The 26,612-nt window shown below is 36.0% G+C and carries 27 protein-coding genes and 1 tRNA gene; 8 read left to right on the forward strand and 20 right to left on the reverse strand.

Features of this window, described 5'->3' with window-relative positions:
- Positions 1–63 precede the first annotated feature (63 nt).
- From CEQ83_RS26025 to CEQ83_RS26095, 15 genes are all read right to left on the reverse strand, one after another.
- Positions 64–2,160, reverse strand: coding sequence for a reverse transcriptase domain-containing protein (locus CEQ83_RS26025; protein ID WP_155017605.1), 2,097 nt, complete (start codon positions 2,158–2,160; stop codon positions 64–66).
- 556 nt (positions 2,161–2,716) lie between these two features.
- Positions 2,717–3,382 carry a lysozyme family protein gene (locus tag CEQ83_RS26030; protein WP_155017606.1) on the reverse strand — a complete coding sequence of 222 codons (666 nt, stop codon included), beginning with the start codon at positions 3,380–3,382 and terminating at the stop codon, positions 2,717–2,719.
- A gap of 3 nt (positions 3,383–3,385) precedes the next feature.
- Positions 3,386–5,320 carry a VirB4 family type IV secretion system protein gene (locus CEQ83_RS26035; protein WP_099331416.1) on the reverse strand — a complete coding sequence of 645 codons (1,935 nt, stop codon included), beginning with the start codon at positions 5,318–5,320 and terminating at the stop codon, positions 3,386–3,388.
- 17 nt (positions 5,321–5,337) lie between these two features.
- Positions 5,338–6,051, reverse strand: a complete 714-nt coding sequence (locus CEQ83_RS26040) for a hypothetical protein (protein WP_099331417.1) — start codon at positions 6,049–6,051, stop codon at positions 5,338–5,340.
- Between the two features lie 15 nt (positions 6,052–6,066).
- Positions 6,067–6,357, reverse strand: a complete 291-nt coding sequence (locus CEQ83_RS26045) for a DUF5592 family protein (protein ID WP_099331418.1) — start codon at positions 6,355–6,357, stop codon at positions 6,067–6,069.
- Between the two features lie 39 nt (positions 6,358–6,396).
- Entirely contained in the window at positions 6,397–9,129 is a 2,733-nt protein-coding gene (locus CEQ83_RS26050) for a pLS20_p028 family conjugation system transmembrane protein (protein WP_099331419.1), read from the reverse strand.
- Between the two features lie 23 nt (positions 9,130–9,152).
- Positions 9,153–9,359: a hypothetical protein gene (locus tag CEQ83_RS26055; RefSeq protein WP_099331420.1), complete on the reverse strand. Its 207-nt coding sequence runs from the start codon at positions 9,357–9,359 to the stop codon at positions 9,153–9,155.
- Between the two features lie 20 nt (positions 9,360–9,379).
- A complete protein-coding gene (locus tag CEQ83_RS26060; protein ID WP_155017607.1) occupies positions 9,380–12,001 on the reverse strand; it encodes a VirD4-like conjugal transfer protein, CD1115 family in 2,622 nt (873 codons plus the stop codon).
- Positions 11,991–12,500, reverse strand: coding sequence for a hypothetical protein (locus CEQ83_RS26065; protein ID WP_099331422.1), 510 nt, complete (start codon positions 12,498–12,500; stop codon positions 11,991–11,993). The genes CEQ83_RS26060 and CEQ83_RS26065 overlap by 11 nt, the downstream gene beginning before the upstream one ends.
- A gap of 15 nt (positions 12,501–12,515) precedes the next feature.
- Positions 12,516–13,640: a hypothetical protein gene (locus tag CEQ83_RS26070; protein ID WP_099331423.1), complete on the reverse strand. Its 1,125-nt coding sequence runs from the start codon at positions 13,638–13,640 to the stop codon at positions 12,516–12,518.
- A gap of 67 nt (positions 13,641–13,707) precedes the next feature.
- Positions 13,708–14,013, reverse strand: coding sequence for a hypothetical protein (locus CEQ83_RS26075; protein ID WP_099331424.1), 306 nt, complete (start codon positions 14,011–14,013; stop codon positions 13,708–13,710).
- A gap of 20 nt (positions 14,014–14,033) precedes the next feature.
- Complete coding sequence (locus tag CEQ83_RS26080) at positions 14,034–14,282, reverse strand: hypothetical protein (RefSeq protein WP_099331425.1); 249 nt, start codon at positions 14,280–14,282, stop codon at positions 14,034–14,036.
- A 28-nt stretch (positions 14,283–14,310) separates the two neighbouring features.
- Positions 14,311–14,775 (reverse strand): hypothetical protein, encoded by a 465-nt coding sequence (locus tag CEQ83_RS26085; RefSeq protein WP_099331426.1) that lies wholly within the window; start codon positions 14,773–14,775, stop codon positions 14,311–14,313.
- A 482-nt stretch (positions 14,776–15,257) separates the two neighbouring features.
- Positions 15,258–15,506: a hypothetical protein gene (locus tag CEQ83_RS26090; protein ID WP_099331427.1), complete on the reverse strand. Its 249-nt coding sequence runs from the start codon at positions 15,504–15,506 to the stop codon at positions 15,258–15,260.
- Between the two features lie 37 nt (positions 15,507–15,543).
- The gene (locus CEQ83_RS26095) at positions 15,544–15,759 is read right to left on the reverse strand and encodes a helix-turn-helix transcriptional regulator (protein WP_099331428.1); all 216 of its coding nucleotides are present in this window, start codon (positions 15,757–15,759) and stop codon (positions 15,544–15,546) included.
- 147 nt (positions 15,760–15,906) lie between these two features.
- Between CEQ83_RS26095 and CEQ83_RS26100 the strand changes: the two genes are divergently transcribed.
- The gene (locus CEQ83_RS26100) at positions 15,907–16,302 is read left to right on the forward strand and encodes a helix-turn-helix transcriptional regulator (RefSeq protein ID WP_099331429.1); all 396 of its coding nucleotides are present in this window, start codon (positions 15,907–15,909) and stop codon (positions 16,300–16,302) included.
- A gap of 166 nt (positions 16,303–16,468) precedes the next feature.
- Here the strand turns inward: CEQ83_RS26100 and CEQ83_RS26105 are convergent, their stop codons facing one another.
- From CEQ83_RS26105 to CEQ83_RS26115, 3 genes are read right to left on the reverse strand one after another with little or no spacing between them, the layout of a single operon-like run.
- Entirely contained in the window at positions 16,469–17,056 is a 588-nt protein-coding gene (locus CEQ83_RS26105) for a response regulator (protein ID WP_099331430.1), read from the reverse strand.
- Positions 17,044–18,402, reverse strand: coding sequence for a sensor histidine kinase (locus tag CEQ83_RS26110; RefSeq protein WP_228123072.1), 1,359 nt, complete (start codon positions 18,400–18,402; stop codon positions 17,044–17,046). Before CEQ83_RS26110 ends, CEQ83_RS26105 begins: the two co-directional genes overlap by 13 nt.
- 43 nt (positions 18,403–18,445) lie before the next feature.
- The gene (locus CEQ83_RS26115; protein ID WP_099331431.1) at positions 18,446–19,426 is read right to left on the reverse strand and encodes an alpha/beta hydrolase; all 981 of its coding nucleotides are present in this window, start codon (positions 19,424–19,426) and stop codon (positions 18,446–18,448) included.
- An 818-nt stretch (positions 19,427–20,244) separates the two neighbouring features.
- On the opposite strand from CEQ83_RS26115, the gene CEQ83_RS26120 reads away from it, so the two are divergent.
- Together CEQ83_RS26120 and CEQ83_RS26125 are read left to right on the forward strand one after the other, a co-directional pair.
- Positions 20,245–20,811: a hypothetical protein gene (locus tag CEQ83_RS26120; RefSeq protein ID WP_043981748.1), complete on the forward strand. Its 567-nt coding sequence runs from the start codon at positions 20,245–20,247 to the stop codon at positions 20,809–20,811.
- A 534-nt stretch (positions 20,812–21,345) separates the two neighbouring features.
- Positions 21,346–22,647 carry a replication protein gene (locus CEQ83_RS26125; protein WP_099331432.1) on the forward strand — a complete coding sequence of 434 codons (1,302 nt, stop codon included), beginning with the start codon at positions 21,346–21,348 and terminating at the stop codon, positions 22,645–22,647.
- Between the two features lie 66 nt (positions 22,648–22,713).
- Here the strand turns inward: CEQ83_RS26125 and CEQ83_RS26130 are convergent.
- A tRNA-OTHER gene (locus CEQ83_RS26130) sits at positions 22,714–22,798 on the reverse strand.
- A 160-nt stretch (positions 22,799–22,958) separates the two neighbouring features.
- Between CEQ83_RS26130 and CEQ83_RS26135 the strand changes: the two genes are divergently transcribed.
- The 5 genes from CEQ83_RS26135 to CEQ83_RS26155 all read left to right on the forward strand — a co-directional run bounded on the left by CEQ83_RS26135 (position 22,959) and on the right by CEQ83_RS26155 (position 26,013).
- On the forward strand, positions 22,959–23,738 hold the full coding sequence (locus CEQ83_RS26135; protein ID WP_099331433.1) for a ParB N-terminal domain-containing protein: 780 nt from the start codon (positions 22,959–22,961) through the stop codon (positions 23,736–23,738).
- A gap of 43 nt (positions 23,739–23,781) precedes the next feature.
- Entirely contained in the window at positions 23,782–24,276 is a 495-nt protein-coding gene (locus tag CEQ83_RS26140; RefSeq protein ID WP_157774350.1) for an SMI1/KNR4 family protein, read from the forward strand.
- Positions 24,277–24,347: 71 nt separating this feature from the next.
- Positions 24,348–24,767, forward strand: a complete 420-nt coding sequence (locus tag CEQ83_RS26145; RefSeq protein ID WP_099331435.1) for a hypothetical protein — start codon at positions 24,348–24,350, stop codon at positions 24,765–24,767.
- A 266-nt stretch (positions 24,768–25,033) separates the two neighbouring features.
- Entirely contained in the window at positions 25,034–25,381 is a 348-nt protein-coding gene (locus tag CEQ83_RS26150) for a hypothetical protein (protein ID WP_099331436.1), read from the forward strand.
- 185 nt (positions 25,382–25,566) lie between these two features.
- A complete protein-coding gene (locus CEQ83_RS26155) occupies positions 25,567–26,013 on the forward strand; it encodes an RDD family protein (RefSeq protein WP_099331437.1) in 447 nt (148 codons plus the stop codon).
- A 300-nt stretch (positions 26,014–26,313) separates the two neighbouring features.
- Here CEQ83_RS26155 and CEQ83_RS27705 read toward each other — a convergent pair whose 3' ends face one another.
- On the reverse strand, positions 26,314–26,445 hold the full coding sequence (locus CEQ83_RS27705) for a hypothetical protein (RefSeq protein WP_265589655.1): 132 nt from the start codon (positions 26,443–26,445) through the stop codon (positions 26,314–26,316).
- Positions 26,446–26,612: the final 167 nt, after the last annotated feature.

A 26,612-nucleotide genomic window follows, 5' to 3' on the forward strand; every position in this document is an offset into this window, starting at 1 on the left:
GCTCCCGTAAGAACCGTACGAGCATGTTTCCATGCATACGGCTCCCGACTAAAACCTAAATTACTATCCTTTAATCACATGGTTAACTGGGTGCTTTTTCTTATGACATTTTGTACATAAAAGTACAGATTTCAGGCTTCTAGAGCTGTCATAAACACTCACTTGGTCTTTTCTTGAAGACCTTTTAACCATTCTAGTGTGATGTACCCGAAGGGTTACGTTTTCTTCACCACATTCCATGCATTTCTTTCCATATTTCGCTATCAAGTCATAGTAAATTTGTGGTGAAAAGCCATCTCCTATCTGTCCATAAACCTTTTTACTTGTATCTTGAAACCCCTGAGCTTCTTTATGACCATTGCTCTTGATTTTCCTTGATATGTCCCCTGGAGAAATATATTTAATATCAGAGAAGTGTTTGAAATATATAATGTTGTCATCTAAGGAAACACGAAGTCTTTTTGCGTTTGCTCCCCATTTTTGAACTTTAGACCGTGTTCGAAATCGTTTAAAGACCTTGCTCATCGTTCTAAGTTTGTATTTCTTTCCTAACCAATGACATATCTTCCAGAAGAGCCATGTATCCAATCTGCTTGCTACTTTTGAATAGTTATTACATATCTTATAAAAGTTCCCCCAGCCGTTAATAATTCTATTGAGATAGTGAAACAAATCGTAGGCTGCTAGGTGATAATTATTTCTTAGAATCTTTTCTATATTTTCTTTGACCTTATCTTTTGCTTCATCTGGAACATATACTTTCGAAAATCCATTGTAACCAGTACATGTTTGGCTTGGAGTTTTAAGAATGTAATAACCTACAAATTTGAAGCCTTCTGTAGCGTGCGTAATGGTCGTTTTCTCATCACTCAGGGTAAGCTTCAGGTTTTCCATAAGCCATCTTTTAATTTCTTCTTTTAATTCCTTTGCTGACTCTTTTCTTTGATTTCCAATAAGAATAACGAAGTCGTCTGCATACCTGGTATAGCCGATTGATGTATCGCTGAAGTAACTTTCTTTATCATATTTAGGGGTATTTCTTATTTCTTTACGTAGCCTCTTGATTTCACTTATCATTTCCTCTTTAGAATTAAGTGAGTATTCTACATACTTAGAAGCACCATACGGTTTAGTCGTAAATGGGAAATTACTGACTTTTGATAGTCTGCTAATTCTATTGCTCAGATAGCTGTACTCTTTGCTTTTTCTTTCATATTCCGTTCGATCTTTCTTTAGTTGGTCTATATGTTGTTGTATTTCCTGTTTATTCGCAAAGTGAATATCCTTAGGTTTATCCTCATTTTCCAAATATGTTCGGGCTTTATATGATGTTTTTCCTTCATCTATTGCATTCTGTATTCTTTTAATTCTGTTATTGAGTTCATTGTATTTCTTTGTGTATTTATAGCACTGCTTCATGTTGGTAAGCTTTGTTTCTATAAATTTATCAAATTCGTGTAAGTATACATTGGCTAGTACTGGTGATATGATTCCACCTTGCGGTGTTCCATCTTTTGTTTCATATATAGGGTACTTTCCATCAATCCCATAACCCATTTGATAGCCACTTTTAAGAAATTTATTGATAAGATTAATGAACCTTTCATCTGCAATTCTTTTCCTTAATATGTCTAATAATTGGACATGATTGATGTTATCAAAGCATCCCTTTATATCACCTTCTACTACCCAGTCATATTTTCTACATGTTATATCGTTAATTGCTGTTTGGCAGCTTCTTCTCGGTCTGAAGCCGTGTGACGTTTCTTTGAATACAGGTTCATATATTGCTTCTAAAATTATTTTAATAGCCGATTGAACAATTCTATCTTTCAATGAAGGAATCCCTAAAGGTCTTCGTTTCCCGTTTTTCTTAGGTATGGTAACCCTTCTTACTGGAAGTGGTTTATATGTTTCACTTCTTATCATTTCTGCTAAGTCTTGAATAGCTTCCTTGTATATCTCACTTATTTCATATTCTGTTTTGACTACCCCATCGACACCAGCTGTATTAGCACCTTTGTTATTTCTTATTTGGTCATATGCTACTTTAAGAAATTCAGGTTTTTGGACAATTTTATATAGCTTTTTAAAACGTAACTCCTTATTTTCTTTTGCTGTTTTGGATAGGTAAGCAACTCTCTCCATAGCATCAAACAAAGGTTTCACCTTCCATCCATGTTAGAATTCACTTACGATTTTAGCCCTGTGCCATTCGCCATGTAGTAGGCTTTCCCTACCTCGGACTACTCAAGCACATCTTTAGGTAGTGTAGCTTCATAGGTCAACTACCGACCTCCCTTACACTACCGTTGCAGGTTATCTGTATAGCACGTATTGCTTAGTGTTAGGTTATCTTCAACTGGCTCCACAATCTGTGGCTGTGTTCATCTGATTCAATCACATATGTAGTGTGTTGAATCCTCCGTCAGGTTGATTAAATAACAGCCGTCCTTTGTTATTTAATAGATGAAATGAACTTATCAATAGCCCTTTCGTTCATGGTCGTCGTACATTACCCACCCAGCTCGATTTCGTAATTAACCTACTAACCATGACTAAGCCCACCATGTCGAGAATGCATCTTGCCTACGGCTATTTTGGCTCACATTCCCTTCTTTCACCCTCCAAGCTGACCGACTACAACAAGGCATTTTGTTGTAACGGGAGGGATTAGGTCTTGTTACTACACTAACAAGGTTCTTTCCGAACATTGCTATACAGACATCGTCTGCCGCCCGACCGCATCCACATACTTTGAGTCGCCGTAGCACGCTTGATACGGTACCATTTCAAGGCGTACACAGTGATACTTTCCTGTATGTTTGACTTGTTGATATTGAATTTGAGAAAACTTAATGGCTAATTCTGGTGTATATTTGCCTCCATTTTTCATAATGAAATTGATAAAGCCGGGGCCGAAGTTATAACTTTGAAGGCATAACTTTAAATCATAATGAGATTTTTCTAGTACACTTTTAAAATGTTTGACTCCTTGATCAATAGACGCTTCAGGATTCTGAATACACCCGACTCTTCCACATTTAGACTCTGAACTTTGCATGGGATCGTTGCCTCTTCCTCCACTTTCTTGCATCATAAGTGCCATCATAATGGGCACATAAGAAGCATCTAGCCCGTGTTTTTGTGCGTACTTTTCAAGCAAGGGTTGATACTTCATAACCTCTGGTGACACATTAGCTGTTCCCACGCCAATGCCTCCACCTTCAATCTCTGTTACCTCACTTTGTTGACTATCTTTTTCAAATTCGCCTGTGATCGCTACAATCGTACTCATGATTAAGAGGCCCGATAATCCTAACAGGATCAACGTGCCTCCAATCAAATATTTCTTTGGAATGAGCTGCAAAACAATATGCAAGGCTTATGCACCTCCACCGTACAGCACTTTTTCTTCCTCATCGATTTCAATATGAAACAGAATGTTTTTTACGGACTTAATACAAAGCAGCACATCCCCAATTGGCAGCTTCGGAATCTCAGCTAGTTCGCTGTCCGTAATCCCTGTTTTAAACACTCGTTGAATCGTATCTAAGTTGTTATCATCTTGCTGCATAATGAATTTATATTGTGTTAAATCAAAAAGCTTTTTAATTTTCTCAATCGCTGTTTGTTCCGAACCGTCTGGCACAAAGTCACTGATTAAATGACTTGCATAGATCAAACCTGCAAAGTATTTACGTGCTTCTCGACTGAACTCTGTTAGGAAATCTAAAGCATGTTCATTGCCCTTTTTCGTGTTCACAATGTGGTGCGCCTCGTCGATGACAATCAAATAACGAATGGCATCTTCAAAGGATAATGTCCCTTTCGTATAGGCTGCCAATTGTGGTTCTCCATTCTGCAGCATGCCATCCCATAATAAACTCATAACGTTGAAAAGCTGTGCCTGTGCAATTTCATCTTTTAATTTCGATAAATGACGGATCGAGAAGAATACGACTTGTTCATCGTTAAAATCTTCAATGGTTGAAATGCCATCAAACAAATGCGCGTACGTTTCAACCAAGTTTTCAATGTTCAGCTCGATTAGCTCAAGACGACGTTTCCGATACTCCCCTAAGTTTGGATGATGCTCTCTTGTTTTCTCATTTGCATATAGCTCTTTCCGAATGAGCTGTAGAAACTCACTAAAAGTTGGATAGGCTTCTGGTGAACGCCCTGTAATGTGATTGCTTGCGCCCTTTCCATCGTTCCATAACTGCTTTTGAATATAGAGTTTACGAAGGAGCTTTTCATACTCTTTTAATTCATCATCTTTTGCTTCTGGTGCAATAAAGCGATAAAAAACGGTTAGTTTGGATAGGTGCTGCGTAAAACTGTTTATTTCGTGCTCATGTGTTTTAAATACCTGTAAGGGATTAATTTGCCCTTCTGATCCATCTAGCGCAATCTGTTTACCTCCTAATTCTCTGACGAGACTTTCAAACTCTCCTACGATATCAAATCCTCGAATCTTATAGCCTTTAATGGCATTATCCGTGGTGACTTTCTTTAAAAATGTGGATTTACCTGCGCCCATTAAGCCCATTAACACCGCATTGTAACTTTTACGTTGTTGGTCTTTGTGAAACAAATCAAAGATGACGCTGCCACATGTACGAGTTGTCCCTTGATACGTACCGTATGGATCATCTAAGTGAGTAAAATGAAAAGGAAACCCTCCGGCTAATGCTAATGCGGGGATTTCCTTTCCTTTTCGCTTACTGGGATACTTCTTTTGCATGTCAAAGTGCGTCACTAACGATTCCCACTCATACTCTTGTTCATTTAAGAAAATGGATCCTCTGAAGTTATGCGTTTCAAGGTGATGAATGACTTCTTTTAATCGCTTTTCTAAGTCAGGAATCGTTTTTTCCGCAATATAAATACGAAGGTGTATCCGTTTGATCACTTCACCATTTGCGACTTGACGATATAGCTCTTTCATATCTAAATACTGTTCTTGGGCATCCATACGATCAATGTTTTCTTTAGCATTCACATGCCGTGCATTTTGTTCCGACATATTTTTATTAATGGCTTCTACGACTTGTTTTCGCTCATCGCTTACCACATCTAAGGTAGTAATGGCATTGGGCATATTCATAATCGGTTCCAGCCAAAAATCATTCACGTTCGTTGGGTACTCATAAATATGAATGCAAGTCGAATATCCATCTCCGTTTCGAACAAGGTTTTCTTTAAAGCTCACGCCCCCTTGTGGTTGAATCTGTGCCACAAAATGAGGATTGTATCCTTTTTTTTGCTTGATCTCTTGAGGTGTTTTCTCTTTTTTACCAAAAGGTAAAGTTATCATGGTTTTATCATCCTTTCTTATTGTTTATTACCAAGCTTGGCGTTTTGATTGTAGAGTTTGTAAAGAAGGTTAATCTGTTTTTCATCCGAAACAGGTAAAAGAGGTATAGCCAGTTGAATATCTCGCATAAATTGATCTTTTCGCTCTTTAACAGCGAGTTCAGTCGGTCCATATAAGAAAAGAAAGTATTCTCGATTGGTTCGCCCCCATTCTAAATATTGAAGTTCTTTTAACTTTTTTCGTAAGAATCGAAGCGATAACGCATTGTTAGCCTCTCGAATTTTTTTCTCAAGATACTGTTGTTGCTTTTGTGTGGAAACAGGCAAGTTTAATGAGATAATTTTAAATGGATCTTTATCGCCCTGGTATGTTTTCGCCAATGTATAGATATTGCGTTCTGCCTCTTGGTTGTGCATGGCATTGATATCTGTACTCTGAAGCTGCCAGATCCCAAAAAAGCCTCCCTCATCCTTTAGTTGAAATAACCCACTATCCGTTTGATCGATGATAGGAATAATATCAGCTACACTTTTCTTTACCTCCGGTAGCTTCTCTTTCTTTTTTTCCTTTTCAGCCTTTGGAAGTTGTAACAAAGAAAAAGGATTCTTTTTCTTTGTACGAGCAATCTGTTTATCCAGTTCCTTTTCATCAAAGAGAAGGGATGTACTTGCCTTTTTTTCTTTTAAAATAGCTTTCTCTTTTTCTAGGATTCTTTCATCAAATAATGCCATCAATCATACCCTCCTTTATTCTTGATCCCGATCTATGGCACAATACGTGCTCTTCTTTCGCACCAATGTAAGCAATAACGCCTCATACATCCGTTTTTTAGGGTTCGTACTTGGTCTAACAATCATCAATAGACCAAATACGCCCATAAAGATATAAAAGGGAATTTGAAGCGTTGGATGAATAAAAAAACGTAACATCATCGTGACCATCAGTAAGCCAATAATAAACAGCAAATCAAAGAGATAAAGAGATTTATTAATCTTTAATTCCGTTGAAATTTCTTTTGGAATGTTATAGTTTCCCATGATCTTTCTCCTTTCCATAAAAAAGAGAAGTAACACCTGTTACTTCTCATCTGGTTTATTTCGCTTTTTTGATCCAAGGTTTCGTAAATCTCGTCCTGTATTTCGTCCAATTTGATAAGAACGTTTTGTTTTATGGATCGTTTGTGAGTTATCAATACGTTCTTTTACCTTTCCTACGCTCTCTTTGACATTATTCCGTACCACTTGTGCAATATTACGTGTTTCTGTTCGATGTTGATGCGGCATTGGAATATCTTCTGTTGAAGCAGGAACAGTATCTTGTTTAACTTGTTGTTTTACTTGACGAGGTTCCTGTGTAGCTGCCACTTGCGCTTGTGCTTGATCCATTCCTGTCGGCATGGAAACAGAAGGTTCTCTTGTTGGTGTAGGATAACTTACACTTCCTACAGAGGAGCTGCCTTCATTTATACTTCCACCGTAACCGGAAGTTTGGACTTCTTCATGAACAGGTGTACTCATACTTCCTACAGAAGAGCTGCCTTCGCTTGTACTTCCGCCGTAACCGGAAGTTTGGATTTCTTCATGAACAGGCGTACTTGCACTTCCTACAGAAGAGCTGCCTTCGCTTGTACTTCCGCCGTAACCGGAAGTTTGGATTTCTTCATGAATAGGCGTACTCACACTTCCTACAGAAGAGCTGCCTCCACTTGTGCTTTCACTATGACCAGAAGCCTGCATTTCATTATGAAGAGGAGAACTTGCCTTTCCTACAGAAGAGCTGCCCCCATTTGTGCTTCCACTCTGACCAGAAGCCTGTATTTCATCATGAAGAGGAGAACTTGTCTTTCCTACAGAGAAGCTGCCTCCATTTGTGTTGCCACTCTGACCGGAAGCTTGCATTTCACCATGAAGAGGAGAACTTGCCTTTCCTACAGAAGAGCTGCCTCCATTTGTGTTGCCACTCTGACCAGAAGCCTGCATTTCATCATGTAGAGAAGTACTTCCACTTTCTACAGAAGATCCAGTACCTTCACTTGCACTTTCAGCATAACCAGAAGCTTGCATTTCATCATGTAGAGAAGCACTTCCACCCTCTACAGAAGATCCAGTACCTTCATTTGCGCCTTCAGCGTAACCAGAAGCTTGCATTTCATCATGTAGAGAAGCACTTCCACCCTCTACAGAAGATCCAGTGCCTTCATTTGAGCCTTCAGCATAACCAGAAGCTTGCATTTCATCATGTAGAGATGTATTTCCACCTTCTACAGAGGAAGTTGATCCTTGACTATCAGTAGAAACAGCTGCTGCTTGCATCTCATCCTGTAAAGAACTTCCTTGACCTGATCCTTTTCCTTCTGGAACATTCCCTTCACTATTTTTACCTCCTTCTTGTTTTTCAGTAGAAGATAACCCTTGTTGTTGGTCCTTTTGCTCATTGCCTGCGTTTTGACCTTTAGAAGCAGCGTTTCCTTTTTCACCTGGCATTCCTGCCTTTTTCATTTCTTCATGCAGAGCTGGCTGTTTTTCTTTATTTCCTTGTGTAGCTAACCCTTTTCCAAGACCCCCAACTCCTGCTGCTGTTTGAAGGACACCACTACCAAGACCTTTTCCTACACCACCAATCCCTTTGGCAAGGTTGGCTCCTCCTTTTGCTGTTCTGCCCATCATATTTATGCCACTTTCAAGTCCTTTTGCCATCGCAAAACCTCCTGCCAGAGCACCCCAACCACTTTTGAGACCCGCATCGATACCAAAGAGACGTTCACACATGATTGGGCCATCTACGACCGCAATACTATAGGCAATTAATGCAACAATATACGGAATACCATCTAATTTATTGCTAATAAAGATTGTTCCCATCAAATAGACCTTCATCGAAATGAAAATCATAATAATAACTAGGAACGTATTCATTATGTTTTTTAGTACAGCTTTTAACTTCTGTCCATCTGCTACATCGGCAGGCGCAACTAATTGGGCCAGAATCGCATTGAACCCTAGCTCGTAACATAGTTTTGCTAACTTAATAGACGTAAATAACAACGTCATCCCTATTACAAAAAGGGAAACCGCAATTGTCCAGAAGTTCCATGCCCATCGATAATAAAGTTCGGGAAAGAAATCAAACCATCCATTATTTAGTTCTGCAACTCCATCTTTTCCATCTGGTGTTAAGGATGCTTTATGTGTGAGTATATCTTTTCCTTTGTCTGATAGTTTATCTTTCTCATTTACTTTAAAGTCACCATCAATCTTTTCAGTAATATCGATCATCATAATATTTTTTTGTGGCACTTTATTTGGTTCTTTTAATTCCGGACTCTTCCATTTCGTAAGATCAAATTGTGCGACATCTGTTAAATTACTTTTAATAATCTTTTCACTTACCGTACCTTTTTCATTTAAATCAACAGCTTCAATGGCTTGATCGGTGAATTTATCAGCTTTTAACATACTTGTATTTAATAAAAGTAAGACTGCCATTGAGATAAAAATGTTAATCATGATCTGTTCACGATTGACTTTTTTTTGAATAATCAACATGTAACCGATATACAGAAAGGAAAAAGCCAGTAACACATATAAAAAGGGTTGAATCTTCGTAATAAAGTCTTGAATATCAGGAGAATTAAAAAACGATTTAACGCCTAATACACTGTCTGTAATCCCTTCTAGTCCATCCACTAGAAATGAAAGAACTTGAATACATCCCCAACCCAATTTCCGTAATAAATAAGTGAGGATATTTCCAACATCTAAGTACTCCGAAAACTCATGTAACTTTTCAAGAATTTCTTCATCTTTCATCTGCTCATCTCCTTATGCACGTATTACATGCCTTGAAACAACGTATCAACGGTTATTTCTAATCGTTCATCCAGAGGAGAAACACGAATTTGTACAGGCGCTTCTCCCTCCTGTCCTTTTTCTAGCTGTACAGTACCGTCTAACAACCCAATCAACACCTGATGTCCTTCCTTCACAATCGGTGTATAGTCCTCTAAAATACGTTCTAATTCCTTCGAAATACTAGTCATTCTTTCTCCCCCTTTTGATATTAGGCTTCTTGTTTTTCCATTTGGTCTTGTAACTGAGTAAGAGTAGAATCAATTTTTTTACGAACAAGTTCATAGCCTTTAGGATCAATTCCGTTCATGAAAGCTAGTTGCTCAAACTCTTCATCAAAATCTCCCATAGCTAGTTGTTCAACATCTTCTGTCGTTTTCTTCATTACGTGAGGTAAAGAGGTTCTAATAAATTCAAAAACACTTGGATCATTGCAAAAGAACTCTTTGACTGTTCTAGTTTTCCAGTTTTCAAGGGTTATAGCAGTAAAAAGCTCATTTGGTGACTCCTTGACTTTCTCTTCTGTTTTTATCACTTCCTCAACTTTTTTTGTTAACTCCTCAACTGGAGGAGTTGCAAATGGTGAAAGAAAGTTATCAATAACCAGGGATCTTGGATTGACTTTTTCATGTAAAGACGAAATATCAATATCTAGAATCGAACGATCCGTATTAAAGTCATCTCCAAGGTATTCCCAACGGTATTTCAACGCTGTTTTTCCGGTGTTATAGATGGGATGTGCTTTAATTCTCTGACGTGCTTTATCTTGACGTTTTACAACACGTACAACCACACTTTCTCCTTCCTGTAATTCCATTAATTCATTTGGTGTTAATAATGGCTTTCCATCCACTCCCTCTGTTTTACTTTTATCTGTTGATAACCCTTTTCCACTTCGAGAGGTGGAATTGATTGTACCGTCTCCTAATTTTTGTGAGATGGTTCTAGCTGTTTCATAGTTATTGCTTAAAATATAAATCGTATTCCCACAGTTCCCTTCAATCGTTTCGGCATCATCTCCATATTTATTTTTTAGCTGTGCATAAGCTTGTATGACTAAGTTGAAGCGTATATTTCGCCCTAAACAAACCGTGATAATGTTGGACATTCCTTCGATTGCCGGCATGTTGCCGAATTCATCTAACAACACCACTACTTCTCGATGACACTTGTTTCCTCTTGCCAACGAAGCGTTCTTAGAAAGCACATAATATAACTGCCGAACAAAAATAGAGGCTATTACATGATTACTTGAATCGTAGTCTGGTGTGACCATAAAAATGGCGATTGGTTTTGTAAAATACGTCACTTCCTTTACATGAATAGTTGGATGCTGATTCTCGACTGTAAACGTCGTAGCTCCTGTTTCTTTCGTGATTTTATTAATCGATATCACTGTTTCAAGCCTCGATGAAGTAACGATTTTATCACTCAACTTTTCACCAAGAATAATTTCATCATTACTTTTTAACTCACTTGTAAAATTGACTTCAAATAACCCTTTGGCATCCGTTTTAATTGTTTCTTTTTGACCATTTGGAAAGATGATTTCTAAGCGAGTAAGAGGTGCTGCTGTTCCTTTGATCGTTTTCCCAAAGCCCACACGCTTTAAATCGACACTGTTTTTAGAGGTCATCTTGGAAATTTCGTCAAACGTAAAAATGGATAATCCATTCATTGTTTGAGTAAAGATCCCTCCTCTTGTCGTACCTTTTGAGAAGTTCGATGTCGCATACTGCATTTTGGCGACACTTTCTGTTGGAAGACCATCAAAGTACATATCTAACGCATTTTGGGTATCCCCTTGCTTATTAATGACAACTTCTTTTGAGCCTAGCTCCGACAACATATTTGCCACTGTGTACATGGTAATCTTCTCTTCTGTTTGTTCTGTAATGCATTTATCCGTTACGGCAAGAATCATGGCATTACATAAACTCATGGCACATTGTTGCCAGAACGGATCTTTCGCATTTGGATTGTAATAAAGCGTATACGATAGCGTGTTACATAACGCTTGAGCTGTTGAATAATCACCATCTTTATACGTTTCTTTTATCATTTCTAAAAGGTTATAACTCATCGATTCTAATGGATTGAGTAAGTTTAACACTTCAACATGATAGCCTCTTTCCTCTAGTGTGTTTTTAGAAGCAGCAAGCAACTCCCCCTTTGGATCGTTGCAGACTAGAGAAGGTTGTTTTTCAGCTCGTGAGTAGATATCAATCGTTGGAAAAACAAAGGTTTCCCCTTTCCCTGATCGTGTAATCCCAATGATTAAATTATTAACGGGTGTGTCATCAATCAGCATGTAGCTTTTCTTCGTAAAGAATCGATGTGTGTGGAGAAGCTTCTGTATTCCCTTTAAAGCTTTGTACTCTTTCCATGTTTGAATGAGGTCATAGGTTTGAATACGTGAAACAGGTACGCCACCTCCACCTTGATACGTTGTCGTTTTTTCAGGTACTTTTCGATATTGCTTTTTCAGTTCACTTCTTGTTGTAAAGCGTCCCGATCCTTTTTGATTGTGGTTTAAATCTTTGAAGTTGGATCGAATATTATAAGCAAATTTGGCCGTTAATAAGGTAGCCACTAGACACATCACTCCATATAAAGGCATGTACTGTTGAAGATGAATCTCTGTCAAAAAGGATGTTTCTAGATGAAATGGCTGCGGTTCAAACACATCACTAAATGTTGTTTGAACAAGGTTTCGCATCATGTTAAAAAGAAAGTTCAAGATAAGTAGAATAGACACAAAAAAACAAGCACTTAAAGGAATAAGTACTTGTTTTTCAGCGACCACATATTTGATGGATTTATTAGTTTGCATTTCTTATTCCCTCCTGGTCAATCTCTTCAGAAGTAGGAATAACATAGTAGGCACTCGATGAAAGAGAAAAGAACGTTTGATCTCTTGCCTCATACTTGTGTTGAAGGTAACGAAAAGCCGTGTTAATGTCCCATTGTACCTCTTTCATATCCTCTTCGGTTATTACATAGGCTTCATTAAAAACTAAGTCGTCTTTTTCTTGTTGAGTGAGCTTGGAGATATCAAAAGGAGGCATCGTTGGTTTCGTGCATAATCGAAACTTAAACGCATATTTCAGAAAATCGTCTGTAAGAGTGATCGAATCGGCATTTTTAAAGATAATGACAATCTGATTCTCTAAAAGAATGACATTATGAACACTGTTCGCAATACGTTGGGCATGAAGTTGAGTCGTATGAAAGCTGCCTAATTCAATTTCGAGGAATAAATCTTCTTCATAGTACTCGACCCCTACGACAAAGGCTTGCTTCTGGTTTTTCACTTTTGTTTGTGTATACATCCTATTCATCCTTTCTTATAGATTTTTTAGAAGTTCTTCTTGTTTCTTTTGTTGATCCGTTAACGACTTGATTTTGTTTTCATCCTTTTTGTCCTTCTTGTTCTCTTCCTCTACTTGTTTTTTTGTTTCTTCTACCTCCTTTTTCGTTTTTTCATAGGTTTCTATTTTTTGATTCAATTCTTGGTTTTGAATATGAGCTGCCTCTTCTTTGGCCTCCTTAACTTTATCTAACTTCAAATAGCAATAAGCCTTCATTTCATACCGTTTATCAGTCATTTCTACTCCTGATTGTCGCATCATATCTTCCCAACGTTGTTCGTGATAGGCAAGATCAAAGGCTCCGTTTGGAGAAGGAAACGTTTGTTGAAACGCTTTTAACGCATTGACATCTCCCTTCTTTGAAATCATACTTTCCACTACTTCTGGATGGCCTCCCTGAAGCTGAACAGCTTCTTTATACTTTTTTTGATCGACGAGAAGGCTCATATAAACGTTTTTCTGTTCTTTCGCAAGACTTTGTTCGTCAATAGAAGAAAGCTGTTTTAAAGCCCCTTCTGAATCTCCTAAGAGCGCTCTTTCATATGTTCCTGTTATTTTTTGTTCGAGTTTGACTTGTTGTTGTAAATCTTGAATGGTTTCAGCTCGATCTTGGGAAGTAGCCACTGTTGAAAAACACGTTGCTGAAAGGATAAGAAGGGATAAAATCCCTCCTATATAGGTCAACCTTCGATTACGAGTAGAAAGGACAGATGTTTGAGCCGTTTGCATATGATCCTCTGTTTCTTCCTCTAAAGAAAACGAACCATCTGTTGTTTTCAGATGGTCCGGTACTTCCTTTTCCAATTGTTCAAGAAAACTTCTCTTTCGAGCTTCCTGTATATCGTCCATTTTTAAAGAGCTTAACTTTTTCTTAATATGATCGACTACATGACGAGCATGCCCCGATCCAATGGACAATGTTCCTGCATATACCTCTTGATCTTCCTCATCGAGGATAAAAAAATCTGCATGAGCTTTTTTCTTCATACGCTGATAGTGGGTTTCTAAAGTCTCTGTCATCTCACAAGCATCCGAAATTGATAACTTTTGAAATGGCTTCAGCTCTTTTGTTCCACTTTTTATAAACATGACAGACAGCATGTTTCTCCATTCCTTTCGTCTAAAAATGAGCATAGAAAAAAGCTATACAATTAACTGTATAGCTTTCTTAGCTTCCGAATCGGATATTTGTATTAACACCTTCAGCTAATGCATAAGCACCCATAACAACCACTAAACCAACTGCGCCTCCAACAAACCATGCGATACATTTATGACGACCTCGTTCTCCACCTAAAATTAAGTGATAACCACCTATACAAAAGCCAAGAGCTGCGGCAACCATCGCAATACGCTGCAACCATTTGATAATAGACTTTCCACTTTCGATGAGGCCATTCATGCCATCGGCCGCCCCAAGGGTTAAATGCGAAGTTAACTGCGTCACATCCACGCTATTTAATAAATCTAACATGTATTTCACTCCTCTTTTCATTAATTTTGCGTTACGGGAATACTTTGTGGTCTTACAGGAACTTGTTCAGCTGTTTTCGGTTCGTTTTTTTCCTCCTCCTCTTCTTCACCTGTAAAGGCACTTAATGCTTGAAGAATTAAATCCTGATTTTCTTCAATAAACTGTTGGTGTTGTTGATGTAGCCAGTCATTGTATTTGTTTCCATTGACTTTCAGCAATTTTTCCACAAGATCTTTGGATTTCTTTAATTCCTTTTGGGAGATCGTCAAGATACCACCACCTTTCAAAGCTTATCTCTTATTCTTCGAAATACAGTTCTTTTGAGGTTTCAATAAAATGAGAAAGTTCTGTTTCTAACTGAGATGACTCATAATCGTCTAGTTTAATTTGTTGCTTTAACTCCCCATCTTTATAGGCAGCTAATGTATCGGAATCTTGTGGTACTCCATAATAGTTACTATTTTTATCACGATCATATTGTGGATCACGACTATAGATTTCTTTTGCATCCACATCATTTTCCTTTAAAGCCTTTTTTACTTCATTCATATATACTGGACGCGTACTTTCACGGAATGAATACATCACAAATCCTGTGCCATCTTCTTTCATAAATTTTTTCATTCCTAGTGGATGTAATTCTTCTAGTTCACCATTTCCTTTCACTTCACTTGAATTGTAGGAAGAGACAAACGCTGTGCCTATTCCAAGAGCCACAACGATTCCTGCCACCGCAGAAAGTAACCATTTTTTGTTTTTCATAACCATTCTCCTTTGTTCTTAATATTCAGACATAACAAGCGATTCTGAAACCTACCGAGAGTCATATTTTACCACAGGTTTAGCGATCATCTCTGTCTTTTCAAGTCTATGAAAGGAAATATATACCCGTTTCTGGCTGGAAGGGCAAACCCTATATTGGCATGCATAGTTTTCACTAAGCCCAATAATGCACAACGTTTTCGGCATGTACGAAGAACCTCGTGTATCTACTGTTTGAAGTGTTGTCGCTTCTTCGGATTTACCCTCACGCCATCACTCTTCACAGATCATGGATACACCGTCACTGTTTTATTGCTAGATCACCGATGAGTTTTAGGACGCACTCATCGAACCTTATCGTTATCGTATACCTTCACCCCCTTGTGATCCGTTTAGGGGAGGCACGCAATATGTAATTGTCAAGGTACCACTTCTCGTGCTCTCGGCACGTTTCAAAATCGCTTGTATGCTGCATCTAAGAACTAGCAGGTCTTTTGTAAAACTCCCTTCAATTCTTCATCTTTTTTTCTGCGCTTGGCGACGATGGTATGAGCCTGATCCATTACTGAGCGTACTTCATAATAAATATCAGCTACACGTTTGACATCGCCCGTTCCTTTTTCTACAGCTACCCCTCCTTTTAACGTATACAACTTTCCATCAAAGGTTTTGGCACTTTTCGCCCGTGCATCTGATATATCATAGAATGCTAGTCGCTTTTGTGCTTCCATGTTCATCGCCCCTTTAAGCTGTTAAGTATTTAAAAACTTAGTTCATATCCTTCTGACCTGTTAAGAAAATATCTTCTAATCTAAGATCCAATGCTTCTGCGATTTTCTTCATATTTTCAAAAGTTGGATATTGACGAGTCCCATTTTCGATTTGAGAAATAGTTGGTTGCGGGACTCCTGATAATTGAGCTAGATAGGTTTGGCTCCATTTCTTGGATAACCTCTTTTCTCGTATGGTATTTATTTCTAGCACCTCCTTGAACACATTATATTCTATTTTAAATAATTTGTAAACTGATTATAAATAATTTTTTTACGAATATTTTTAGGTTTTTATTATTTACGAATTTTTTCTGATAAGATAAATCTAAATACAAATATTTTATAAGGATGAAGTGCAATGGATATCAAGAAATATATGGGTATAAAAATCAAGGAATATCGAAAGGCAATGAAACTTACTACTATGGAATTAGGTTCTTTATCTGGAACTTCACAAAGTACCATCAGTGAAATAGAACGAGGTACTCGATCTATTCAAGTGGAATCCTTAGCCAAAATTTGTAACGCTCTTGGTGTCACGCTTAACGATGTTTTGCCTATAAGTGCTTCTCAAGAAAAAACAGATGCCTCTTATACTCCTGAAATAAGTCAACTTACAAATTTAATTAGCTCTTTGTCTTCTGACGAAGTTAGATTACTTACAGATATACTTTTAAAGGTTAATCGATTACCACAGTCCGACAGAGAATCCTTAAAATCTTTACTTAACTCGTTAATGAATAATAAGTTATAAATATATGTTAGAAGATTTTATCAGTTTAGGGGAGGGTCAAAAAAACACCCCTCCTCAAACGGTTATAATCGTGGTAAAATATGTAGTTTTCTCTATAAATTATAGTCCTTGAAAACATAACAAAAAAAACAAAATGTAATGAAAAAATTAGCTGCAAACTAACTCCTCACTGCATTTTGCTTTTTATAATTCGTAATTGTCTTTTTATTGTTTCGACAGATTTATATAATTTGTCAGCAATTTGTGATTTATTTAACCCCTGTTCCCTTAAGGTATAAACTTCACGTTCTGTTGGCGTTAATATCTTTATTTTTCTTTCCTTCCTTAACTCTCCAACTAATACATTTGTGACATCAGCATGGAGACTAACTTTCCCTCTGAATGCTTCTCTAATAGCATTAGGAATATCTCTATAAGACGTTTTTGTTATGTAATTAACAACACCTGTATCAAAGCATTCAAGTATAATATCCTTTTCATCCCAAGATGTTAGCATAATGATCTTCTTTAAACCTTTTTTGTATAAGTGCCTAGCAACTTCTAAACCATTTAGGTTTTCTTCATCACCCTCATCTTTTAGTAACGTTAAGTCCAATAAAACTACATCAATATTATTATAATCAACTTGTAAGGCTTCTTCTTTATTGTAAGCTTGTGTAACGACAGTAATATCGTTCTCTTTTTCTATATAATCACTTATACATTGCATCCAAACAGGATCATCTTCTACAATCATTAATTTTATTTTGTCCATAGGTTATTCTCTCCTATTAGTTTAGAGTTAAATTGTTCATTTACCCTAAATTCAATAATTCTCTTGGAAGGCAAAGTTAATGTAAAAGTTGTTCCTTTTTTGACCTTACTTTTTACTAAAATATCGCCACCATGTTTTTTGAGGACATTGTAACAGTAGGTTAAACCAAGTCCAAAATTTGTTTGATTATGTTTAGTTGAATAAAATGGATCTAATACGTGAGTAAGTTCATCTTTTTCAATTCCTTTACCCTCATCTATAAAGTCAATATGAATCTTCCTTCGAGTCTTATAGACTTTTATTAGAATTACACCTTGGCCACTCATTGCCTCACTGGCATTTTTGATTATATTTAAATAAGTTTCTTGTAATTGCTCGGTATCACCAAAAACTATAGCATCGACTTCATATTGTTTAATGATTGTGATATCAGGATTCATATTTAAATAAGGTTTAAGCAAGTTAATTGCTGAATCTATACTTTTCATGAGGGAAAATTCAGATTCTTTAAGGTTTGTAACGTTTATCTTACTTTGAATACGCCTTGAAAGTTCTAAAACGTGATTTGTTGAATTTAAAACTAATTCTAGATTTTCAGCATACCTTTCTTCAGGTGGAATTTGTTCTTTGATCTGATTCACTAATAAATCAATTTTAGCTATTTCATTTTTTATTGTATGGTTGAACAACGCTGTACCGGAACGCGCTGCTTTCATTGTGGAATCACGCATTTCTTTTTCGAACCTAATTCGCACTCCAAGAATTCCATATTTAACTCCAAAGTAAACAAAAACAAGAAATTGAATTACTATAATCCAAGGATTATAATGCCATACGCCCACAATCCCCAACGCTTCTAAGATAATATTTGTGATTAGCGCAAACGTAAACATTGGAACTACAAATACACAAGTCAGTATTTTTCTTCTCTTAATAATTGGACGATCTTCTCGCCATGCGGCGTATATCAATAAAATATTAGCTACTATCACATATGGTACTACCCAAATCGCTAAGATACGGAAATTAACTTTAAACTCTGGATATACTTGAAACATAAGATACATAATAAAGATTGGAATTAGTAAGAGCACCTTTAATATATTTCTCTTTCTTACATTACCAATTGCATCCGAATAAACTATTCCAAAAATCAACATACCATATGGTGTAAAATAGTGTCCTATCGATGTAAATATCCCATCCAAATGTAATACCCATTCTGGCCGATGTATCCCTTTTCCTAGTAAGGCTCCTATCCCTCCAAAACCTCCACAAAACCCTATAACACTTGCCCATCTAATTTTCTCATTTTGAGGATTTCTAAAAAAAAGAATTGAACTCATTAACCACAGTAAAGCCACCATTATAAACATGAACATATGCCCATTACCTCTTTAGCTTATTTTGTAGAAAAGAAATCGTATCCTTTGCAATCTTTTTTCGTTTAAGTACTATTCCTGCATGCCCACAATTATAGACACAACGTGTAGGTTTACCCCAAGACTCCCATAATAGATCTGCATCTTGAATATGAACGTACTGATCATGTTTAGCAGAAATTAGTAGTATATTTTCTTTATTCATTTTTGGAGGTGCTTGATTTGGCTCGGTTAATTTCCAATACTTCACCAGATCGTTGTAATTAACTCCATGAGACTCTAAGTCCTTTCTTATATACTTACCAGGAATCGTATTCCATATTGAATAACTAAGGCGATTAGAATAGAATATAGAAACTAATGCATCAATTTCTGACTCAAGTGTAGCAACTAAATTTGAGATAAAGCCACCGAGACTAACACCAATTATAATTACAGGACCTTGTTTGTTATTTTTTATCCATTGAATTAGAGCCCTTAAATCAACGATTGCTTGCCTAGTAGATTCAACAGTCCTATTAACATTGGCACTAACCATAAGTTCTCCACTGTAAAGTGATGCTTCTGGCTGACGTTCTAAATGGTAAGGAAGTGTATAGTAGTACATATTCCACCCTAAATTATTCATAATTGAATCATGAAAAATCTTCTTTACCCTATCAAACCCTTTCATTCGCCAACCATGTACAAAAATAACATTAGGCTTACTTCCAGCTTCATTTAAGAAAGACTCACCTCTTACGTAATCATTGGAATGATTCCCAGAAGGTATCAAACTTTCAAATCCAAATTCTCCTATGTTATAGCCATTTTGTTTAGAAGTTATATTCAAATCAATATCTGCAAGTGATGATGGTAGTTCAAAAAAAATATCTCTATCTATATTCGTTTGTGCATGAGCAGAATCAATATGGTATTGATTCTCTTTACTGCGGTCTTTATGCAAATCATGCAGAGCATAATAATCTATCAATTTTGAAAGTAACAAGTTAGTATCCCCCCCAGTCGATTCTTTATGTTTTGTTATTTTTTACATTATTTCTCATGATATCAAACTCTCTACTATATTTACATGAATCAACAATCCCTTTATTTCTGATATACGAGAACCAATTAATCTCTTTTTGTTGACATTAAGATAAATAAAACTATTTTTTTACCAATTTTTGAATTGTGCGATAGTCTATAGACCTAACTTTTATAAAAAAAGAATTTTTGTCACTTTAATTAATGTTAAATGTCTCACTAACTGAGTAGAAATTCTCTACATTGGGAATAGAAATTATCTTAATTCCATCCTAAAAATAGATAATGGACTGTTATTAGTTCATTGCAGAACCCACCCTATTTCTTTAGAGCAGAAATCGGCTTCATTCAAAGCAATAAGTCCACCCTTAGTTTAACTTAATTTGAACTTAATAACTATTTTTCAAGCAACCAAAGGATAAGTTCAACTAAACCCACCACAAGTTCATCATACGTTCACCACAAAACACACCAACACTAATTCAAGTAGAACTTAAGTTAAACTTAAGTCATAACAGTTCATAAAATAAGATATATAAGCAAACTCCAAACAGGAATTGTTGATTTTTTGTCGAAATCATATAAAATTAAATGAATAGGTGGCTGTGAATTGAGTGAATACACATAAACCTAACAGGTAAATAACCGTGAACTGAGTGAACATAATCAAATGAAGTGAGTGAATGACTGTGAACCGGATGAACTTTCATAAAACTTACAAATGAATGACTGTGAACTGAGTGAATGTACATAAAACCCTAATAAATGGTGGTGGATTACATGAATAATTCTGAAAGTGCAAACTTCATTGGTGTACCAGAAGCATCTGAATATACCAATATTCCTCCTGAAACATTAAAAAGGTATTTAATTAACCATGAACAGTTTTTGAATTTCAAAAAAGAAGGTAGACGTTATAAAATAAGTATTGAATCGCTAGATCTATTAAAGAAAATCCGTGAACTCTATAGCGAGGGGTTACTAAAAGAAGATGTAAACGATAATTTGGCAAGTGATGGACTTCCTATAACTATTACAGTCAAAAATCAAGAAGAAAAAGGTTCTATCTCTATAAACGATGAACTAAGTGAAATAAAAAAGATGTTACAACAACAAGAACAACAGATGACACAGCAGATGCAATTTAATCAAAAGTTAGTAGAAGAGTTACAGAAAGTTAGCCAAACCAATCAAGAATTAAAACAAATGATAAATAGAAAAGATACTGAGTTGATAGGAGAGTTAAGAAAAGGATTATCAGAAAGTAAAAGGATGATTGAAGAAGCTTCTGCTAGTGCAGAGTTAGAAAAGAAAAAAACATGGTGGGAAAAATTAATAGGTAAATAATAAAAAGCTTCTACTAGTGGGTCAGTCCCCGAGATAGTAGAAGCTTTTTATTGTTATGTTGTAACTTGATTATAAAATCCGTCGATTATAACACATTTTTAATATATTGAGGAGGGTTATTTTTTTGACCCTCCTCAATCTTTAAAATGAATTGTATAATAAAATAAATTTATTATTAAGGAAAAACAGTTAAAAAGAATTCTTTTGAGATATATTACTAATTTTTATTGAATTATGAGATTAATTAACGCTATAATAAAACTAACAAAAATGACCGGAATAGAAAAAAGACTTCAACTGTTTAAGTAGTGCGACCAACACACTTAAACCGTTCCCCCTAATTGCGGTAGGGAAAACACTTGTCGAAGTCTCTTGTTAATAGATTTAGTTTTCTATAAAGTAAAACTTATGTTTTTATTTTATATGAAATTAACATCTATTTCAAGGGCTTAGTTCATCAAAATCAAGGCATTGTTTTCCTTTCTTAAGGGAAATAGTGTCTTTTTTGTGTTCCTTGAAGGAGAAGATGAACAAATGACAAAAATATTGACCTGCTATTTAAAAGATGTAGACACCTTCAACGGAAGGTTTAAGTGGTTATGGAAGAATAAATCCATACTTCGGAAAAAGAAAGAAGAGTTTTTAGAAATTATTCGTACCCATTACAAACAGAACCAATCAGCCATACATAAAGAATTTCCTAAAAAAAGAATGGAAATGCTCGATCATGTCATCTATAACCTAGTGGCTACAGGCATCCAAGCCATTCGTTCTGAAACGCTCATGAAGAAATTTGAAGTTTCTAAAAGTACGGTTTCTCGTTTTGTACGTTCGTTAAAAGCGACGCCGTTTGTCCTTGTAGCACGTTACATTAAAGAGGATGCAACAGGTACTCATCCTGATAGCTATGTGTTTATTCTTAAAAGCCATAAGAACTTTAATCACATTTGCGAAGAAATCTTTTTTGCCCATGATACAACAGGTATACAAACGGTCCAACAAGAAGAAATGACAACTCCTGTGACGCTTCCTGTGATGCATCCTGAAAGTGTTGAAAACGTTGATACAACAAGCTTAAAGGCCGATAAATCATCTGGTGCCTTTATTAACCTTGATTTACCTGTAAATCATATAAATAATCATTTAATGTCTGCTTCACAGTCATTTACTTATATCAAAGGTGTTCCTAAGAAAGTCAATCAAGTCTACGCAGGTAAGTATGGTCATCAATTAAAAGACTTTTATGCTCGCATTCAAAATGCTGCAAAAACCGTCAAACGAGATACAGAGATTGATATTACTAAAGGGCAAGTACATGAAATTGCGTATACATCTATTATTGGATTAGACAAATATGTACATGAAGCTAATCATAAAGGCAATTCTTTGTCCTTAGATAATATGTGCCAATTACTCTATAAAATTGCGAAAAACCAATTCTATCAGTTGGTTGATCCTAAAAACCAGGATTATTCATCAGTATATCCAACTCATGAGGAAGTTATACATAAAGAAGAGTCATCAACAAAATTGTTTATACCAAAACATATTATCCGTAAAGAAATCGTTCCTGATTGGTTACAGGCTGAGCAGGATCAAGAGAAGGGTACAAAAAAAGTAGAACTATCTTTAGAACAACAGCTTGAAATGATTCAGTTAAAACAAGACCTAGGACAAGAACTTACACCAGAAGAAGAGAACTTGCTGCAAGAACATTGCTCAACATACAGTACGTTAGAAATGGCGAAACTGAAACAAGATTTAGGACAAGCATTAACACCTGAGGAGCAGAAATTGTTGCATCAACATGTTAAATTAAAGGAACCAGCTTCTTAATTTTTAAAAATAGCTAAAGTACAGCAAGGACTTTCACTATTTTTAACGTATTCAGTGTTTTAAGGGCGGACTTGGCAGGATTTGAACCTGCAAGACACCAAAGTTGTATAGTGTAATACGACTGGCTGCTCTGCCATTGAGCTACAAGTCCACACTACAAGTATGCACATAGTCTTTGTTTATATGTACGACAGAAGAAAATGTAAAAAGTGAAGAAATCCCTTAGAAGCTAAATTATTATTAGGATATGTTTATTTAGAACACTGTTCTAAATAATAAATAAATCTATATCTACGCAGGAGGAGCACATTATGCCACATAAAATTACGTTAACTGGATCAGCCACAGGACCACTACGAGAATACGATCGCTATGTTGCCTTTGATATGCGTGAAAAAGGGTCACCATCTGCGCCTAAAGGCTTGAAGAAGAGTACGTTTATTTCGTACACGGTATTTGTTGCAAAGAAGGCTTTTAACAAAACAGGTCTCACGAAAAAAAGTATTATGCATGAAAAAATCTTAATTCAAGGCGAACCAACTTTAGACATTCCGATTGATGAATGCCCTGGTGAAGTAGGTGTAATCTGCTTCCAGATTACCGTTCTCCCGAATAAGAAAGACAAAGAAGACAATGAACCAAACGATAAAAAAGAGGCCAAACAAGAGGCTTCTGCAGCGCAACAAGAAGTTGCTGCTACCAAACAGGAAGAAAAACCGGCACCTACTTCTCAACCTGCAGCAAATGAAGAGAAGAAAGCTGAAAAAGTACAGACAGAAGTGAAGGAGACACCTGTTCAAGAGAAAAAGGTGGAGCCACAAAAGAAACAAATAACAAATCAGCCAAAAGGGACACAAGATCTTCTGAGTTTCGACGAAATCATCGTACCTGAAGAGTTCTTAAAGACACGTCCAAACCCTCAAAAAACACAAAAGGTCATTGATTTTGTGAAACGTACAGGGCGCCTGGATGAGCCATTAACGATCGAAAAAGGATCGAATATCTTGAAAGATGGTTACCGTCGTTATATTGTGGCCAAAACCCTTAAAATGGATAAAGTTCCAGTTATGTACGAATACCAGAAGTCATAATGTATTTCCTTGAAGATGACCCATTGCAAGGAGAGCGATAACAGTGACGATTGTGAAGGAAAGCATCATTTATCCATTACCACAGGATCAAGACATTGCAGAAATAGAAGGTTCTTTTCGCGTCCAACTGCCTAACGATTATAAAGAATTCTTGAAACAATATAACGGATGTACAGTAATAGATTCTACACCACTAACAATCATCAATAAGAGGTGTCAAATTGAACGTTTTTTGGGCATTATTAAAAACTTCAATGAGCATCCTTATGGTGTGTATGATATTGGTTGCTGCGAAACCTCTTTAGGAGAACAAGGCCGGAATTTTTATGATGAAGATCTCATTGGATCTGAATTAATTCCAATTGCGAAGCTAGCATGGGGAGATTATTTATGTTTGAACTTTCACTACGATAAGAACAATCCGTCTGTTGATTTCCTAGACTACGAAGAATCATATGAATGTGATCCAGCTACATCAAAGATTGCTGATACCTTTCAAGATTTTTTGAGTATGTTATTATCTAAGGATACAAAATAGCAGAAAATGCTATTTCGTAATGAGATTATCTACTCATTTTGATTTTCAATCATAAAAGAGGAAGTGTCGACATGAAAAAGTGGCTTTGGATCATGTTATCCGTTGGAGTTATTACTCTCGTGTTTATGATAAATTACTTTATAGACAAAAGTCAGCAACAACAAAGCATGATACACAGCGTCTCACTTACAACCAGCACATCTCCTGAGCAACAAAACATTGTAGAAGTAAAAAAAATGTACAAACAAACCACTGATTACTTTGATTATGAGCAAAAACAAAAGGCTGATTCTCTTAGGATGTACTACGGACAACCGGGAAGCACTCTTAACCAATATAAAGAGCTTCAAGGCATTCAACCTTCTATGATTCATGATGTGAATGTGCATTGGAAAAGTGAGCAACATGTCATCATCAACATTATGAAAACGAATCACCAACACAAAAACAAGGTATACAAACGATTTAACTATAACCTTAGCGAAATGTAGATCTATGGTTTTACGTGTCTTCATCGCGAGTCTTATGTGTGGTCTTACAATAACAATAGTTGTTATCATTAGCCTTTTTATGGTGGTTTACCGCCAGCATAAGCGAAGTTTACACGATTCGATGGCAGCTACCTATGTGAAACGTGTAGATCCTACCACAGTAGACAGCTCTGAACTTATTTAAAGCTTTTTTTTAAAGAGCAATGTTATATATTCAATAACCCTATTATTTCTACTCTTTTACATTTCAAAAAGGAGAAACTTATATGAAAAAGTCAACACCTTGTCCAGGGTGTCAAAAACCTATTACAATTGAGCATTTCGAAGATTTTTCAAGTCCTTTTACAATGAAATGTCCGCATTGTCGAGAAAAACTGAAGGAAACCAAAATGACCCCGTGGTTACTGTTATTAGCTGTTATTATCATTCCTTTATTGGTTTATCTAGGAATTACGGTTAAAAGTTTCTTGGCCGGCCATTTTCCTGTTGTTGAAAAGGTACCAACTATGATTGTATTTATGGCTTTTTGTTACCCTGTGTATGCCTTATATGAAGCTTATAATGCCGTTATTATCTTTAATAAGGGAAATTTACAACTAAAAAAAACTAATTAATCTTTTATCTCTCTTCTATAAATATGTCTTTAACAATATCAATACTAGAGACATGTATTTTATTTTTAGTGGATAAATTTAAAATATTTTATATTTTTTACCTTCCTCTTCAATCATGTTATCATCATCTGAGGAGCTATTTAGATAGATAAAGTGTTAATTTACAAGAAGGGGAGAAATATAAAGTGGATCAAGTAACAAAACCAGCAGGATTTTGGATACGCCTATTAGGAAATCTGTTAGATGGCATTATTGTAAGTATTCCTTTGGGGCTTATTGGCTTTCTTATTACAGGAGACTTTGATCGTGAAGATCCCATTACATCACTCATAGGTTTTATCTATGCAGTTGCTGTACCTATTTTATGGTATGGATATACTATAGGGAAACGAATTGTTGGAGTGAGAATTGTCAAAGTCAATGGAAAGAAACTTGGAATTGGAGCAATGCTATTAAGAGTTCTTGTAGCCGGCATTGTTTATGGTATTACATTAGGTATTGCGTTAATTGTAAGTGTGTTCATGGTGGTTTTCCGTAAGGATAAAAGAAGTCTTCATGACATGATGGCAGGCACTTACGTTACATATTCAAAACCAGGTGAAATAGAGGATAAACAGGCATTTGTAGATTAATACTTAATCTACAATAGGGTAACTTGTGATTTATTACCTTTTGTTATTCCAGATACAGATAGCAAATTGAGAAGGTTGCCATATTCAATAGTAAAGATACTTTTGATAGAATAACATGGAAAGTTAAACTTTCATTTCATATGCATTACCGAATATCCTTTATTTCTAATCTACTATTTGAGACTATTTAAAACTCCTACACCTTAATGGGTAGGAGTTTTTTCTGTGTATTACCTATAGAGTATAAGCAGATAGCTACACATTTGAAAATTTCTTGAGGTGTGAAGGGTTAACTATAGATTATTGAATAAACTCATTATTTTCTTGTTCCACTATCCATACAAGTAACTCTTTTTCTTTGCTATTTAAATGTCGACCTAAACGTTTTTCAAAATCAAAAACTAATTCGTCGAAACGAGGGCTATTTTTCATCTATATTCCTCCTGTGCCATCTGCAGTATAAGGTATAAAAGATATATTTAATATAAATCTTTATCCTTGTTTCTTGTTACTGAAACTTTGCTCACTTTTAAGATGTTTTCAATCATATTTAGAACAAAGACCGCCCATTATGTCTCATTATATAAGGCGGTCTTAAC

The organism is Priestia megaterium (assembly GCF_009497655.1).
In the GTDB taxonomy this organism is placed as follows: Bacteria; Bacillota; Bacilli; order Bacillales; family Bacillaceae_H; genus Priestia; species Priestia zanthoxyli.